This is a genomic window from Clostridium hydrogenum, assembly GCF_021432385.1.
GTDB lineage: Bacteria > Bacillota > Clostridia > Clostridiales > Clostridiaceae > Clostridium_S > Clostridium_S hydrogenum.
This window is the reverse complement of the sequence record NZ_JAEACT010000004.1, coordinates 797,619-814,625: the sequence shown is the minus strand read 5'-3', so window position 1 is coordinate 814,625 and position 17,007 is coordinate 797,619. Positions and strand designations below refer to the sequence as shown.

The 17,007-nt window shown below is 31.7% G+C and carries 12 protein-coding genes; 11 read left to right on the top strand and 1 reads right to left on the bottom strand.

Annotation, left to right across the window (positions count from 1 at the left end; all coding sequences use genetic code 11):
• Nucleotides 1-15 precede the first annotated feature (15 nt).
• Nucleotides 16-1,218, top strand: a complete 1,203-nt coding sequence (locus CUEA01_RS21995) for an IS110 family RNA-guided transposase (protein ID WP_234124773.1) — start codon at nt 16-18, stop codon at nt 1,216-1,218.
• A gap of 213 nt (nt 1,219-1,431) precedes the next feature.
• On the opposite strand, the gene CUEA01_RS21990 is transcribed toward CUEA01_RS21995, so the two are convergent.
• The gene (locus CUEA01_RS21990; RefSeq protein ID WP_234124298.1) at nt 1,432-1,617 is read right to left on the bottom strand and encodes a hypothetical protein; all 186 of its coding nucleotides are present in this window, start codon (nt 1,615-1,617) and stop codon (nt 1,432-1,434) included.
• A 787-nt stretch (nt 1,618-2,404) separates the two neighbouring features.
• Between CUEA01_RS21990 and CUEA01_RS21985 the strand changes: the two genes are divergently transcribed.
• The 10 genes from CUEA01_RS21985 (at nt 2,405) to larC (ending at nt 16,991) form a co-directional block, all read left to right on the top strand.
• Nucleotides 2,405-3,511, top strand: coding sequence for an aldo/keto reductase (locus tag CUEA01_RS21985; protein ID WP_234124771.1), 1,107 nt, complete (start codon nt 2,405-2,407; stop codon nt 3,509-3,511).
• An 856-nt stretch (nt 3,512-4,367) separates the two neighbouring features.
• Nucleotides 4,368-5,105, top strand: coding sequence for an AraC family transcriptional regulator (locus tag CUEA01_RS21980; protein WP_234124297.1), 738 nt, complete (start codon nt 4,368-4,370; stop codon nt 5,103-5,105).
• Nucleotides 5,106-5,162: 57 nt separating this feature from the next.
• A complete protein-coding gene (locus CUEA01_RS21975; RefSeq protein WP_234124296.1) occupies nt 5,163-6,257 on the top strand; it encodes a 4Fe-4S dicluster domain-containing protein in 1,095 nt (364 codons plus the stop codon).
• Nucleotides 6,258-6,357: 100 nt separating this feature from the next.
• On the top strand, nt 6,358-7,737 hold the full coding sequence (locus CUEA01_RS21970; protein WP_234124294.1) for an MATE family efflux transporter: 1,380 nt from the start codon (nt 6,358-6,360) through the stop codon (nt 7,735-7,737).
• A gap of 438 nt (nt 7,738-8,175) precedes the next feature.
• Nucleotides 8,176-10,839 (top strand): DEAD/DEAH box helicase, encoded by a 2,664-nt coding sequence (locus tag CUEA01_RS21965; protein WP_234124292.1) that lies wholly within the window; start codon nt 8,176-8,178, stop codon nt 10,837-10,839.
• 9 nt (nt 10,840-10,848) lie between these two features.
• Nucleotides 10,849-12,900 (top strand): ATP-dependent helicase, encoded by a 2,052-nt coding sequence (locus tag CUEA01_RS21960; protein ID WP_234124291.1) that lies wholly within the window; start codon nt 10,849-10,851, stop codon nt 12,898-12,900.
• 386 nt (nt 12,901-13,286) lie between these two features.
• Nucleotides 13,287-14,450, top strand: a complete 1,164-nt coding sequence (locus tag CUEA01_RS21955) for a MalY/PatB family protein (protein ID WP_234124289.1) — start codon at nt 13,287-13,289, stop codon at nt 14,448-14,450.
• 19 nt (nt 14,451-14,469) lie between these two features.
• Entirely contained in the window at nt 14,470-15,309 is an 840-nt protein-coding gene (locus tag CUEA01_RS21950; protein ID WP_234124288.1) for a DUF3737 family protein, read from the top strand.
• A gap of 32 nt (nt 15,310-15,341) precedes the next feature.
• Nucleotides 15,342-15,722, top strand: coding sequence for a MerR family transcriptional regulator (locus CUEA01_RS21945; protein WP_234124286.1), 381 nt, complete (start codon nt 15,342-15,344; stop codon nt 15,720-15,722).
• Nucleotides 15,723-15,764: 42 nt separating this feature from the next.
• Nucleotides 15,765-16,991, top strand: a complete 1,227-nt coding sequence (gene larC, locus CUEA01_RS21940; protein ID WP_234124285.1) for a nickel pincer cofactor biosynthesis protein LarC — start codon at nt 15,765-15,767, stop codon at nt 16,989-16,991.
• Nucleotides 16,992-17,007: the final 16 nt, after the last annotated feature.

Genomic DNA, 17,007 nt, shown 5'->3' with positions numbered 1-17,007 from the left:
AAAGGAGTTGATATTATGATTAGCATTGGTATAGATATTTCAAAAGGCAAAAGTACAGTTTGTATTCGTAAATTACACGGTGAAATTGTGGAGAAACCTTTTGAAGTTAAACACACTTTAGAAGATCTAGGAAAATTAGCTGACAAAATTATAAGTTTTGATGAAGAAAGTAAGGTAGTTTTAGAAGCGACAGGACACTATCATATTCCAGTATTATCTTATCTACAAGAAAGAGGTATTTTTGTTTGCGTTGTTAACCCTATGCTTATGAAAAAATATGCAAGTATATCTCTTAGAAAAGGTAAAACAGATAAATTAGATTCTAAAAAAATATCAAAGTTTGGATTGGATAATTGGTATGAACTAACCAATTATAAAGTAGAAGAAGATATATATTATGAACTTAAAACTCTTTCAAGACAATATTTTCAATTTATGTCCTTAAGAATAAAACTTAAGGTAATGCTTTCAAATCTTTTAGACAAAACTATGCCAGGTATTGCAGCACTCTTAGCTTCAAACTCAACTAGTTTTGCAAAGGATAAGTTATCGGACTTTGTACAAAAGTACTGGCATTATGACAATATTGTTAAGTTAAGTGAAAATAAGTTTACTGAAAGCTATAAAAAATGGTCAAAAAAAGAAGGATACCAATTTAGTGAGAATAAAGCTCATGATATATATATTCTCGCTAAAAATAGTATCCCAACTATGCCTTCTAAGATGTCAAGCACAAAAATGATCACCTCAGAGACTATCAAAGGAATCCATTCCATTGGAATATCCTTGAATCTAATATTATCACGAATGAAGGAACTTGCCAAGTTATTGCCAGAATACGATGTTGTTTTGAACATGAATGGTGTAGGAGAAAAATTAGCACCAAGAATTATTGCAGAAGTAGGTGACGTAAGAAAGTATTACAGTTCAAAAGCTCTTGTGGCTTATTCAGGAATAGATGCTCCTCCTTATCAATCTGGAAATTTTAACGGTAACGATCGAAAAATATCCAAGCGAGGATCTCGATATCTGAGAAAAACAGGTTATGAGATAATGAAAAGTATAAAATGCAGAGTTCCTACTAAAGACACAGCAGTATATGACTATATAATAAAAAAAGAATCAGAAGGTAAAGCAAAGAAACAAGCTAAAATAGCAGGACTAAATAAATTTTTGAGGATATATTATGCTAGGGTTTCAGAAGTTTTAAAAAACTAAAAAACATAAAAATAGGGCACTTTAAAAAATCTTCTATAAGAAGGTTTTATTAAAGCTACCCTATTTTCTTAAAAAAAATTTTTAAATTTTTTTAAGAAAAACACTTGACTTTACTTAGCAGGTTTGAGCGTTCAGCGAGTTATTGAAACTTCTTAGGATTTTAACAATTAGCTTCTTAGATTTATGACTTTTATTTAATGTCCTACGATATTATTAATTCACATTTTCCATTGTAACCATTTCCAATCGTGGTGTTATCCAAGGGAAAGGTCGCCTTCCCTCATTTTGTTTTGCTTCTGTATAAATAAAGCCGTCTTTTAGAAAATCATCCGGTGAGCAATTATAGTCAATGGCAAGTTGTTTGTATACACAATCCATCATATTTTTTTTATTTATCATAAACTCATCACCCTTTTGTAAGCATAATCTTGATTTATAATTATTTACTATAGTTTTGCATAATGCTTATTATAACATGATTTGAAAAATATAACATGTGTTATACATATATAGATAGACAATCTGAAACATTAAAATTGCAGATTCCAAGTTTATCCTGACAGCAATATTTTTCAATTCACAGTTCACGATGCACAATTCACAATGAAGGATGATTTACCTTTCGCTTTGCTTAGGTAAATTTAGATATTATCAGCTTCTCTCTGCACCATATATGGCGCGATTGCGTAAGCAATAAAAAAATAAGTTTTAAGTTGTCTATCTATATATTGGGCTCCTTAAATTTTTTGGCTATGTTGAAAAAAGTACTTGACTTGGAGTTAACTCAAAATGATACAGTTAACTTAAAAGTATAAATAAAGATAAGAAATTTGAAAAGTTAAAATTGCTTGCACCAAATTCATCCTGTTAAAGGACAATTTTTAGAGAAGAGTACAGATGACGGAGTACAGAGTACAGTGAATGATGATTTGCCTTTCTATTCTCTCAGGTAAATCTTAAACTTAATGGTGTCAGCTTCGCTGAACGCCATGTATGGCGCCATTGCGCAGCAATAAAAAATAAGTTCTTAGATTTTTCGTAGCGGTAGCGGAGAAAAATCAACCATCACTCTACACTATACTCTTTACTCTGATTCAAATTGTAATTTGTCAGGATAAACTAGGCATTTGCAATTTTTAATTTTCAAGTTCTATATCTATATAAAGGTGGTATTATTATGAGTTTAATGAACGTAAAAAAATTAGGTTTTGGGTGTATGCGTCTTCCAATGCAAAGTACAAATGGTGAAGTTGATTTTGAAGAATTTAAAGCTATGATTGATAAGTTTATTTCAGAAGGTTTTAACTATTTTGATACAGCACATGGATATATTAATGGAAAAAGTGAAACTGCAATAAAGGAGTGCTTGGTTAAAAGATATGATAGGGCTTCTTATACCTTAACAGATAAGTTAACAGGTAATTTCTTTAATAAGGAAGAGGATATTAGAGTTGTATTTGAGGATCAATTAGAGAAAACAGGAGTAGACTATTTTGATTATTATTTGATGCATGCTTTGAATAGTGAATACTATAAAAAATTTAAGCGTTGCAATGCCTTTGAAGTTGCTAAGAAATTAAAAGAAGAAGGAAAAATTAAGCATATAGGTATTTCTTTTCACGACAAACCAGAAGTATTAGAATTGATTTTAAGTGAGCATCCAGAGATTGAAGTTGTTCAAATTCAATTTAATTACGCAGATTATGATAATCCAAGTATTGAAAGCTATAAAGTTTATAAAGTATGTGAAAAATATGATAAGCCTGTGATTGTTATGGAACCGATTAAAGGTGGCGGGCTTATCAATTTGCCTGAAGAAGCCAAAAATATATTGGATGAATTAAAGGGCGGAAGTTATGCAAGCTATGCAATTCGTTATGCGGCTTCATTTGATAAGATATTTATGGTATTGAGTGGAATGAGTAATTTAGTACAGTTAGAAGATAATGTTAGCTATATGAAGGATTTTAAGCCTTTTACAGAGGAAGAGTATAAGGCAGTAGAAGAAGTTAGAAGCATCCTCAAAAAGCAAGATAATATTGCATGTACGGCTTGCAGATATTGTGTAGAAGGATGTCCTAAAAATATACCTATTCCAGATTTATTTGCGTGTTACAATGCTAAAAAGCAGTATAAGGATTGGAATAGTGATGTATATTATTCAAATAATACAATTGGAAAGGGCAAAGCCTCTGATTGCATTAAATGTGGTAAATGTGAAAAAGTTTGTCCACAACATTTAAAGGTTAGAGATTGTTTAGAAGAAGTAGTATCTGTGTTTGAAAGAAGATAAGGGCTGTCACACTAAAATTATTTTATACGCAAAATTTAAACATTGCGAACAAAGGTGTAGTGCAAAACCAAATAACAAGGGACAGGTACATTAAAAATAATGTGGTCTACGAGTATCTCGAAATCTTAAATAAAATTAATAAACCTAAGTAGCAAATTTCCCCAAAACTTAAGAACTTTCAATAACTCGCTGAGAGGAAGCTCAAACAATTGAAAGTTCTAAAGTTTTCAAAAAATTCCCCACTAAGGTTTATACAATTTTATTTAAAATATTTCTTCGACACTCGTATACCGCATCATTTTTTAATGCACCTGTCCCTTGTTATTTTGATATTTGTACCACATCTTTATTTGCAATGTTTAAATAAGTTCGTATTGCAAAATTTATAATTATTAACTTTTGATAGTTGAGCTAGTTTAAATACATATTAAAAACTTACCCAAACAATGGTGTAGTACAAAAACTTAAATAATAAGTGGGAGCTCTGCATAAAAAAATGATGTGAGGAATAGCATTGAAGAAATATTTAAATAAAATTTTATAAATCTTAGGGACTAAATCACAAAAGTCTTAGAAATTTCAATTGTTTGAGCTGCCTCTTGCGAGTTATTGAAAGTTCTTAGAATTTTGCGATTTAGTCTCTTAGATTTATTAATTTTATTTAAGATTTCAAGATGCTATTAATCGCATCATTTTTATGCAGAGCTCCCACTTATTATTTTGTTTTGCACTACACCTTTGTTCTAAGATGCCTAATGTGGGAATATATGATATGATAGTTATGTAAAGTATTTTGCTTATGGTCTATTAATTTGTGGACTAGCAAAATATTTTTTTGTATATGGGAGATGATAGAATGTCAAAGATATATAAGTTTCATGATCATATGATGCTGCTAGCAGATTATAAGAATCCTGAGCTGCATAAGCATCTTGCCTCTCACATAATTGTTTCCATTGGTAAGGAAATGACCTTGCAGATTGATGGCAAAAGTGTTACTTGTCGTGGAGTTTGTATTGATTCAAATATATTACATACAGGAGGAATGACTGAAGAAGGAGCCATTGTTTTTCTATTTACTGAAACAAGTAGATATGCTGCATCTATAAGAAAAAAATTTTTTAAAGAGGCTTCTTACATGGTTTTGGAAAATAATACGGTTGATAGAATGCTTAAGGGATATTTTGAATACAAGTCAGATAAAGAAAAACTTGATGAAGTGTTGCTTGAGGAGTGTGGAGCTGATAATACAGAAGCTCATGAATATGATGTGAGAATAGTAGAAATTCTTAGTTTCATAAGCGAAATGAAAACAATTGAACATTCAGTTGTAGATGATTTAAGTAAGAAAATATATCTGTCAAAGAGTAGGTTATCTCATTTGTTTAGAGAACAGACGGGGATGTCTCTACATAGTTACCTTGCATATGAAAAACTTCGTAAGACATATCAGTACTTCCATGGTGGGAAAAATATTACTGATGCATGTATGCTGGCTGGGTTTGATAGTCCATCTCATTGTGCAGCAACCTGCAAAAGGATGTTTGGCATATCTTTAAGAGATGTTTATAAGACAGTAAAAGATAGCAACTAAATGAAAGTAATTTACCTTCATTTTTTATAAGATTAACATATGGAATGGAGGTAGGCTATGAACAATTATCCTATTATTACAAAGAAAATTATTAAAGATAATGAAGCACTTAAGAAAATTCAAAAAGAAAATAAAAAAAAGTATGGAAGAAAGATGCTGTTTGGATATCCTAAAGCAAGCATACCAAAAGTTATTATAGAAAATGGTTATATAGATATGGTAGGCAAGCAGGAACATAGAGAACCAAAAGTCTTTAAATTAAGTGAACTTTTAATTGATATTGAGAAAAGTGAACTTACAGGTATGAGTGGAAATAATTTTCCTACTTATAAAAAATTAAAATCAGCAATAGCAGCAACTGCTAAAAATAAGATAATCATCATAAATGGTGCAGAATGTGACCCTGGTTTAATACACGATGCGTGGCTTATTAGAAACAAGCTAGAAGATATTATTTTTGGAAGCAAGTTGGTGGCAGAAATGGTTAATGCATCGGAAGTTCTTTTAGCCACGAAGCTAATTAAAAATGAAGTAATTGAAGGCATAAAGGTTAAAAATCTTCCCAATCGTTATCCGATAGGAGCAGAAAGGATTTTAATAGAAGAAGTTTTAAAGGTGAAAATAGATAAAAAGGAAATACCAGTTAAAAAGGGAATTTTGGTTTTAAACGTTCAAACTATTGCAGCAATTGCTGAAATAGCACAAAACAAATTTTTAAGAGGAAGTCGATACATTACAGTTGCAGATTATTGCAGGGGAGAAGCCAAGGTTGCAAAGGTTAACTATAACATGAAAGCAAAAGAAGTGCTAGAAAAGATTTACGGTAAACAAGGAAATAAAGTAATGTATGCAGGCAGTGGTATTATGGGGGCTCATGAAATTGATCAAGATGAAAATATTACACCAGAGATTAATTTTGTGGGGTATGGTTATAAGATGAATTATGATAATGCATCAAAGTGCAAAAAATGTGGAACTTGCACAAGAAATTGCCCTATGGGGATTAAGGTTAATAAGATTGTAAGTTGTCATGAGAAAAATATAAGCGATAATATAAGTCAATATGGATTAGAAGATTGTATAAACTGTGGAACATGTTCATTCTTATGCAAAGCCGGGAAAAATACAATGGAAATTGTAAATATGTATTAAGGTATCTTAAATAAAATAACAAGACCAACTTTCGGATATTTTCTTAGATGCCTAGTTTAAATAAGTTTTAATTTTTATAGCGGAAAGGATGAATATGTTTATGCAAGAAAATAGTAAATTAATTATGATGGAAAAAGAAGAAGTATGGAAAGTACTTTTAAAACTTGGAATACCTACAACAATAGGCATGTTAGTAGCAGCTTTATTCGTATCTGTTGATGGATATTTTGTTGGTAATCTCGGAAAGGTACAAATGGCCGCCGTTACGGTTGCTTCTCCATTAACTTATGTTATTACAGGTATTGGTTTGTTATTTGGAGGGGGTTCAGTATACATTGCAAAGTTGCTTGGTGAAAAAAATTATAAAAAAGCAAACGATGCAGGTTCTGCAATTATGGACACCTCAATAATTGTTGGCTTTGTTTTTTCAGCTATATTATTGATTTTTTTACAGCCAATAGTGAAGTTCCTTGGAGCAACTGATACTGATATGGTATATGCAAAAGAATATTGTTCAATTTTTGCCATTTCATTATTTTTTAATCTTTTCAATGTAACCTTTAACAATATGCTTGCATCTGAAGGTGCGACTATGTATAGTATGATTGCTATGCTCGCAAGTGGAATTTCAAATGTTTTTTTAAATCCAGTATTTATTTATACCTTTCACATGGGAATAAGAGGTTCTGCAACTGCAACGCTTGTGGCTAATCTAATAACAACTTGTATGTATTTATATTATATTGCGGCTAAAAAAGGTGCTGTTAAATATAATTTCTTGAATTTTAAACCTGTTAGGGAATATTATATAGAAACTGCAAAGGTAGGGGTTCCTCTTATGTTTTTTCAGCTTTTATATAGTGTATCGCTAATTATTACTAATGTTTTGGCTTCAAGCTATGGCGATGCATGTATAGCTGCAATAGGAATTGAAACTAGAGTAACTTCCTTAGGCTTTATGGCAATCTCAGGTTTTACCAAAGGGTTCCAGTCTTTTGTAGGTTTTAGTTTTGGTGCAAAAGCCTTTAACAGAGTTAAGTCAGCTAAAAATATAACACTTATTTTAACGACAGCATTTTGTTTAGTTTGCAGTATTTTAATGTTTGCATTTGCAAAGCCTGTTGTTTCGGTATTTAATAGTGATTCACAAGTTGTATCCATTGGGATTAAAGCCCTTCGATATTATTCAATTACTTTTATTGGGATGGGAGTTATAATGGTGTATTCATTGCTATTTTTAGCTACAAATCAAGTAAAGTATGGTGGAATTATTTGTCTTGCAAGGCAAGGATTAATTTTAATTCCGGGATTATTTATACTTAAGGTGGTTTTGGGGATGCAGGGTATCCTTTTGGCTCAACCTATAGCGGATGCTTCAACTGTAGTACTAATTATATTTCTAGCGTATAAGGTATCTAAAAAAGAAAAAGAATTATTATTGCAGCAAGTAAAGATATACCATGAGAAACTTCAAAATTAATTTGTATCAAAATGCTATCTTCAAAGCATTATGATGCAAATTGATTTTTGTAGTTGAACTGGTATATCTATATCATGAGGCAAGTACGAGTAATCTATTGATGAACTCATTGCATTAAAAAATAAATATTGAATTAATCCAAAGAAATTAAGAGTGCACCTAAAAATGGGTGCATTTTTTCTTGTTAAATTGATATAATTATAGATAAGTTAAGTTGGAATAGATAAACCATCTCAACTAATAAAATTCATGTGCACCATAATGCCAAGAAACCGGCATTTTGGTACAAATAAATTTTAAGTTTCAAGCGGTTTATCTAAAGTGAAACTACTGCGAAACTCAAACTATTTATGTTCCAAAATACTAATCTTCAAAGGATTATGGTGCATATATAGTTTATAGTTGAGCTAGTTTCACTATAGAATAGGAGCGATATTAATGGATATACGAGAGTTAATTATATATAAAAAAACAATACCCAAAAGAGCGGCTAAGTATGCAGACTTTCCAAGCAGTCTGTCACAGGAATTATGCAATTATCTTTCGAAAAATGGAATTGAAAAACTATACTCTCATCAAGCGGAGATGTTTGAAAAAGCTATAGAGCACAATAATATTGTCATAACAACTTCTACAGCAAGTGGTAAAACACTTAGTTTTTTATTGCCAGTTCTCCAGGAAATTTTATCAAATCCACTAGCAAGAGCAATTTTTATATATCCTACAAAGGCACTTGCAAGTGATCAGTATCGTGCTCTTTTACCGTATCTAGAGTACTTTGGAGAAGGCAGAATTTCTGCTGGAGTGTATGATGGAGATACACCAGTAAATGAAAGAAGTAGAATTAGGAAAAGTGCCAATATTATTTTAACTAATCCAGAAATGATAAACAGTGCCTTTTTGCCTAATCACAGTAAGTTTGGATTTGATTTTATATTTGCTAATTTAAAATATGTTGTAATTGATGAACTTCATACATATAGAGGCGCATTTGGTTCACATCTTGCAAATGTTTTTAGAAGGCTTAAAAGGGTGTGTAGATATTATAATTCATCACCGCAGTATCTTTGCAGTTCGGCAACCATAGCAAATCCTCTTGAACTCGCGGAAGAAGTTTGCACGCAAAAATTTATTCAAATAGATAGGGATGGTTCTCCAGCTTCTGAGAGAAAGTATGTGCTTGTGCAGCCACCAAAGATTATGGGAGCTGACAAAAAATATTATGGGCAAGTACAATCCACTTCAGTAGCAGCTGATTTAATACCTAAATTGGTTGAAGGTGGTAATACCTTCATTGCTTTTGCTAAATCAAGGAGAAATGTCGAGGTAGTATTAAAAGAAGCAAGAGATAAATTAGAAACGGAAAGCTTTTTTGGAGCAGCCTTGGGGGATAAAATATCTGGATATAGGGGAGGCTATACACCAATAGAACGTAAAGAAATTGAAAATAAAATGATTACAGGTGTGTTAAAAGGACTAGTATCTACTAATGCCTTAGAGCTTGGTATAGACATTGGAAAGCTTGATACAGCAATAGTAGTTGGATATCCAGGCACAAGAGCCTCCTTTTGGCAGCAAACAGGAAGAGCAGGTAGAAGCGGGGGAAAGTGTACTAATTATTTAATCCTCGATAGCCTTCCCTTTGACCAGTATATTGGAATAAATCCAGATTGGCTTTTTAAAGGTGGAAGTGAAAATGCAGTCATAGATAAAAATAATCTTTTAATAGAGCTTTCACACATACGTGCTGCTGCAGCTGAAATACCATTGACCTTAGACGATATTTCACTTTTTCCTGATTTAGGAGAGACAATCCCTGTTTTAATAAGGGCAAATGAGTTAACTAGTCAGAATGGTAAGTTTGCCTGGTCAGGCAATTCTTTTCCAGCAGGAGATTTTAGCTTAAGAAATATAGACAAAGTTAGGTATAAACTAATCAACAAGGAAAATAACAAAGAAATAACCGAAATGGATGAAATGCAAGCCTTTAGAGAAATTCACGATGGCGCAATTTATATGCACGATGGTGTTTTGTATCAGGTCATAAAGTTTGATTTGGAAAGTAGAACTGCATTTGCAATTTCTTTTAATGGAAATTACTACACAATGCCTGGAGATAATACTGATATTACAGTTATTCAAGGCAATAAGGAGCTGGATTACAAGCGTACTCATATTACCTTTGGAGATGTAAATGTTGATCAAATAGTTTATATGTACAAAAAATTGCAGTTTCACAATCACCAGAACTTAGGCTTTGAACAGTTACAAAAACCACTGTCGAAGGCTTTTGATACGGAAAGCACTTGGATAAAAATTCCTAGTAATGTTGTTAAGGTCTACAGAAAAATGCTTCAGGAGAGTGAAAACGGCAAATTTATAAGAAATAATCATTTTGAAGGCTTATGCTATGCAATTAAAAATGCTGCAATGATGGCTACAATGACAGAGCAGGAGGATATTGGGGTTTCAATGTCAAATAATGCAGCAGAATTAAGCGGGAATTTTGAAGGAAATGTATATATGTTTATTTACGATAAGTACATAGGCGGCCTTGGTTATGCAGAAAAGGCATTTGATTTAATTGAACAAATTATAGAAAATGCTATTAAAATGGTTGGTGGCTGTAAATGTGAAAGTGGCTGTGCCGCATGTATAGGAGATTATAAATTAAATAAGGCTATGGTTTTGTGGGGATTAAAGAATTTACTAGAAGAGATAGAGGCCCCTAGAGATATCAAATTAGCTGAGTATGCACCAGTAACCTTTATTAAAAAACAATTTCAATTTAATGAGCTTCAGGGAAAATGGAAGGAATTTTGTGAGTATATGAAGGAAAATGGGGATGCATTTGCAGCATTTTTGAGTACAATTCCAGAAGTAGAAGTGGACGGCAATACTTTAACTTTAATTTTGAATAATGCTTTTTATAAAGAATGGGTAATGGAGGAAAATAACAAAAGAAGTATAATAAATATTATTTCTTTTCATACAGATGCTCCAGCAAAAATTGAACTAAGGATTAGAGTAGAAGAAGCAGCTGAGGATAGAAAAAATGTAAAGGATAAGCTTCAGAGAAGATATGAAAATCTTGTAGAATAGGAGGGCTATATGCAGTACAAAAAAGAGTTAGATAAACTAAACAAATATCAAAAGGAAGCTGTATTTGATGAAAGTAATGCTTGCATAGTAAATGCTAATGTTGGAAGTGGAAAAACAACAGTACTAATTTCAAAGATTGAATATCTTCACTATGAGAAAAATATAGATTATAAGGATATGATTGTGCTAACCTTTACTAATAAAGCCGCAAATGAAATTAAAGAAAGATTAATTAGTTTGGATAAGGGAATTCAGCTTGAGGAACTAGGCAACTTTGGAACCTTTCACAGTACTGCCCTTCATTTGCTAAAGACTGCATTACCTATTGATAAAATTGGATATACAAAGGACTTTCTAGTAATAGAGCCAGAGGAAGAATTAGATATTGCTATGCAATTAGTGCAGGAAAATAAGCTTAAGGTTAAATATAAAAACAGGCTAAAAAAAAGGCTGGAGCAAGTAGCAAAGATTAGTGAGGAAGAAAAAAAGATTTCTAGGTATAATGATGATATTTTTGAGCTTGCTAGGCTTTTAAAGGAAGAAAAAATAAAACAAAATAAAATGTCATTTTCAGATATACTTAAGAATGCAAATCTTTTATTGGATGAAGGCAGTGTAAAGCCGAGGTGGATTATTATTGATGAGGTTCAGGACAGCGATAATTTGCAGCTCGAGTTCATTGATAAATTAAAAAGTGAAAGTACAAAATTATTTGCAGTAGGTGATCCAAATCAGGTTATTTATAGCTGGCGTGGAGGTTCAATTAATGTATTTTATATCTTAAAACATAAATATGCTGCAAAAGAACTATCTCTTCCTATTAATTATCGTTCCAGCACTTCCATTTTAGAAGCAGCAAAATGTTTTCTCACGGATGGAAATAGCTTAAAGGGTATACGAGAGCAAGGAAGTAAAATAGTAGTAAAAAATCAGTACAACCCATTTAATGAAGCATGTTATTTAGCGGATAAAATTAAGGAAATACATAAATTAGGTGTACCATATAATGAAATTGCAGTTTTTTATAGACTGCAAAATCAGTCCAAGGTATTTGAAGATGTTTTTTTAAAAAATGAGATTCCATATGAAGTATCACTAAAGAAAAATATACGAGATATTCCAGTTCTAAATTGGATTATTAAATTATTAAGATTTTCTGTAAATACCAATGATTTGTCATCAGCAGAATATGTTCTTAGTAACAAAGATTATGGTGAAAGAATAACACAAAAGGAAGCAAGAAAAGTAGTTAAGGGGCAAAGGTTAGATAAACCTGAGTTATTTATAAAAATGCAGGAATTTACTTTAAAATGCTCTCAAATAGCAAAAGAAGAGGATCTTTATAATTATTTTAATTTTGATAAATATATTAGACCAACAGCAGCAACATATATGGAGGACAAAGCCTCAATTTTAACGTTACTTCACATTATCATGGAATATGTTAAGGAAAGGAAAATGACATTTCTTGATGGGCTTAAAGATTTTATTAATTCTTCTGCATTGTACGGGGTGAATATCTTAAAAAAAGATATAGATAGTAATAAAGAATCAGTTAAGATTATGACACTTCATGCTTCTAAGGGATTAGAATTTTCTCGTGTGTTTATTGTAGGCATAAATTATGGTTTAATCCCTTTGCAGGCTAGATGCATGGAAGAGGAAGAAGAAGAGAAAAGATTGTTTTTTGTTGGAATTACAAGGGCGAAGGACTGTCTAGAGCTTTCTTATTATACTAATCCAGATTACTATAGGGCAACGCCAGGTGAAAGTTTATACATTCATATGATTCCTAAGCAGTTAATTGAAAGTGATGAAGTTAAAAATTCTAATGTAAATTTACAGGAGCTTAAAAAGCAAATTCAAGAGGCAAAGCATGAGAAAAAGAAAGAAGAGACAGCAGTTGAACCAGTAAATGAAGCAGCTATAAAACAGGTTAAACATAAAAAATATGGAATTGGAAAAGTTGTTAAAGAAGATGAAATGATGCTTGAAATTGAATTTGAAAATTATGGAGTGAAAGAATTTATAAAAGCCTTTAGTGAGCTGGAATTTTTATAAGTGGATTTTTTAAAAAATCTTGACTTGGAGTTAACTCCAAGGAGTATTATATTAAATAATGATAAGAGTACAATTTGTCGAGGAGAAGCCAAAGTACAAAGTACAGAGTACAAAGTACAATGAAGGACGATTTTTCTCCGTTAGCACTACGAAAAAATCTGAAAACTTATTTTTTTATTGCTGCGCAATCGCGCCATGCATGGTACTCAGCGAAGCTGATACCATTTAAATTTAAGATTTGCCTGAGTAAAACGAAAGGTAAATCATCCTTCTTTGTACTCTGTACTTTGTACTATGCTTTTTAAATTGTAATTTAACAGGATGAACTTGGTAAAAGCAATTTTAACTTTTCAAATTGCTTATCTATATTCAATGGGGGTGTTATTTTGAGATATAACTTTGATGAAGTCATTAATAGAAGAAATACAAATAGCGTTAAATGGGATTCACAAAAGGAAGACGATGTTTTACCAATGTGGATAGCAGATATGGATTTTAAAGTGGCAGATCCAATAATTAAGACCTTAGAAAAAAGAGCTTTGCATGGAGTTTTTGGATATGCATCTATTTCAGATGCCTATTATGAAGCTGAAATTAAATGGTGGGAAAGAAGACATAATTTTAAAATAAAAAAAGAATGGATTGAACCTACTACTGGTGTTATACCATCACTTTCAGCTGTTGTACAAGCCTTCACAGAACCTGGAGATAAGGTGCTCATCCAATCACCAGTTTATAATTATTTTAATACATCCATAATTAACAACAAGTGTGAAATAGTATTGAATGAACTGAAGTACACTGGTGGGCATTATGAAATTGATTTTGATGATTTTGAAAAGAAGGCATCAGATCCTAAGGTGAAAATTTTTATTTTATGCAATCCGCATAATCCAATTGGAATAGCTTGGAGTAAAGAACAATTAGAACGTTTGGGTGAAATTTGTTTAAAGAATGAAGTTTTAGTTCTAGTTGATGAAATTCACAGAGATTTAGTATATAAGGGGCATAAATACACACCATTTGCAGCAGTCAATGAAGAATGTCTAATGAATTCAATTACCTGTACAGCCCCTAGCAAAACTTTTAATCTTGCAGGACTCAAAACTTCAAATATAATAGTAGCCAATGATGAATATAGAAAGAAAGTAGACCGCTCTTTAAATATTAATGAAACAATAGAGCCTAATATTTTTGGAATTGAAGGATTAATTGCAGCTTATAATGAAGGGGAAGAGTGGTTAGATCAACTATTAGAATATTTGGAGGGAAATTTAGATTTTTTAATTTCGTTTATCAGTGAAAATATGCCAAAATTAAAAGTTGTAAAACCGGAAGCTACTTATTTAATATGGATTGATTGCAGAAGTCTTGGTATAAGTTCAAAGGAGTTTAGTAAAAAGCTTCTTCTTGAAGGAAAATTAAGAATAAATTACGGAAGTATATATGGCGACAACGGAGAAGGCTTTATTCGAATAAATATCGCATGTCCAAGAGAACTTTTAAAAGAAGGCTTAGAAAGACTTAAAAAAGTTGTTAGCGTAGGATGAAAGAAAGAAGGATAACATTATGAAAATAATAGAACAAAAACTTATGACAGGGGAAAGGGCATTGTTTAAAAGCAATGATTTACAGATTTCCTATTCCACCTTTGCTGATGGAGAGTCACCATTAAAAGAAAGTCACGATATAAAAATAGATCACAGTACATTTAAATGGAAATATCCATTATGGTACTGTAAAAATATTGAGGTAGAAGATAGTACATTGTTTGAGATGGCGCGATCTGGAATATGGTATACAGAAAATATCTCAATACATAATAGTACGATTGAAGCACCAAAAACATTTAGACGTGCAAAAAATATTACACTAGATAATGTTACTATGCCAAATGCTAGTGAAACTTTATGGAATTGCGATGAGATTTCTTTAAAAAATGTAACAGCTAAGGGAGACTATTTTGGCATGAATAGTACAAATGTTAAGATTGATGGTTTGAATCTCGTGGGGAATTATTTCCTTGATGGAGGAAAAAACATTGAAATTCATAACGCTAAAATGCTTTCAAAGGATTCGTTTTGGAATTGTGAGAATGTTACAGTTTATGATTCATTCATTTCAGGAGAATATTTAGGTTGGAATTCTAAAAATTTAACATTTGTAAATTGTACAATTGAGAGTCTTCAAGGAATGTGTTACATTGATAATTTAGTTATGAAAAATTGTCGCCTAATAAACACTACATTAGCTTTTGAATATTCAACGGTAGATGTAGAAGTTAACAGTGTAATTGACAGCGTTATGAATCCTATAAGTGGGACAATCAGTGCAAAGGGTATAGGTGAACTGATTATGGATAAAACTAAAATAGATCCTAATAAGACACAAATTATAATAAATAGTTAATTGTATTATAAAATCAATTAGGGGGTTAACCTATGACTATTGCAGAAGTAAGTAAAAAATATGATCTTACGCAGGACACGCTTAGATATTATGAACGTATTGGACTGATTCCGGAAGTAAACAGAAACAAAAGTGGAATAAGGGATTATACAGAGGAAGATTGCAGATGGGTTGAATTTATCAAGTGCATGAGGAGTGCAGGACTCCCTATTGAAGTATTAATTGAGTATGTTACCTTGTTTAAGCAGGGGGATGGAACTATTAAGGCAAGAAAAGAATTATTGATTGAACAACGCAAACGACTTGTTGAAAAAATGGACGATATGAAGAAAACAATAGAGCGTTTGGATTATAAAATAGAACGATACGAAAAGACAAGGTGTGAAAAAGAAAAGGAGCTAAAAAGGAAATAAGTTATTGTTATTTAACGTTAAATGAATCAAGAGGTGAAACAAATGAAGGTATTGTATTACGATTGCTTTTGCGGAATAAGCGGTGATATGAATTTAGCAGCTTTAATAGATTTAGGAGTTCCTAAAGAATACTTGATTAGAGAACTTTCAAAACTTAACTTAGACTCCGAATATGAAATAAAAATTGAAAGTTCTGTGAAGCTTGGAATAACAGGCACTAGGGTAGATGTTATGTTAAGTGATAATATGCATACCCAAGAAAAAATTCTTCACGAGCACGACCACCATCATGAAGAACATGACCATGAACATCATCACAGAAATTTAAGCAATATAGAGGAAATAATAAATTCAAGCAATTTAAGCGAGAAAGTTAAAAAACTAAGTTTAAATATATTTATGAAGGTTGCAGAAGCTGAAGCGAAGGTGCATGGTAAAAATTTACATGAAGTGCATTTCCATGAAGTAGGTGCTATTGATTCAATTGTTGATATAGTTGGAGCAGCTATTTGCTTAGATTACTTAAGACCAGATAAAATTATTGCATCGCAAGTTCAAGTTGGAGGCGGCTTTGTTAAATGTGCGCATGGACTTATGCCAGTGCCAGCACCTGCAACAGCAGAAATCTTAAAGAATATTCCTATGAATACTGGAATTGTTCAATTTGAAACAACTACTCCTACAGGCGCTGCAATACTTGCGGCAAACGTAGAGGAATTTACTAAAAATATTGATTTCAAAATTGAAAAGATAGCTTATGGAATAGGTCATAGGGATTTAGAAATTCCAAATGTTTTAAGAGTATATTTAGGTGAAAAAGAAAGCAGCGAAAAAAAGGATGAACAGTATATACTTGAAACTAATATTGATGATATGAATCCAGAACTTTACGGATATGTTGAAGAAAAACTTTTTGAAGCAGGAGCTTTAGATGTATTTAAAACACCAATATACATGAAAAAAGGAAGACCAGGCATAAAGCTAAGTATATTAGTTGGTTCCGAGAAAGAAAAAGAGGTTTTAGATATTGTTTTTGAGGAAACAACATCATTAGGTGTTAGAAAATTTAGAGTGGAAAAAATAATGCTCCATAGAGAATTTTCAAAAATAAAAACAGAGTATGGGGATATTACGGTAAAGAAAGCCTACTATAAAGGAAAGCTAGTAAAATACAAACCAGAATATGAAGAATGCAAGGCTATAGCGAAAGAAAATAAGGTAGCTATAGATAAAATATATAAGGCTGTATACAAACAAGATTTAATTTAATGTGAGGGGGCTAAAT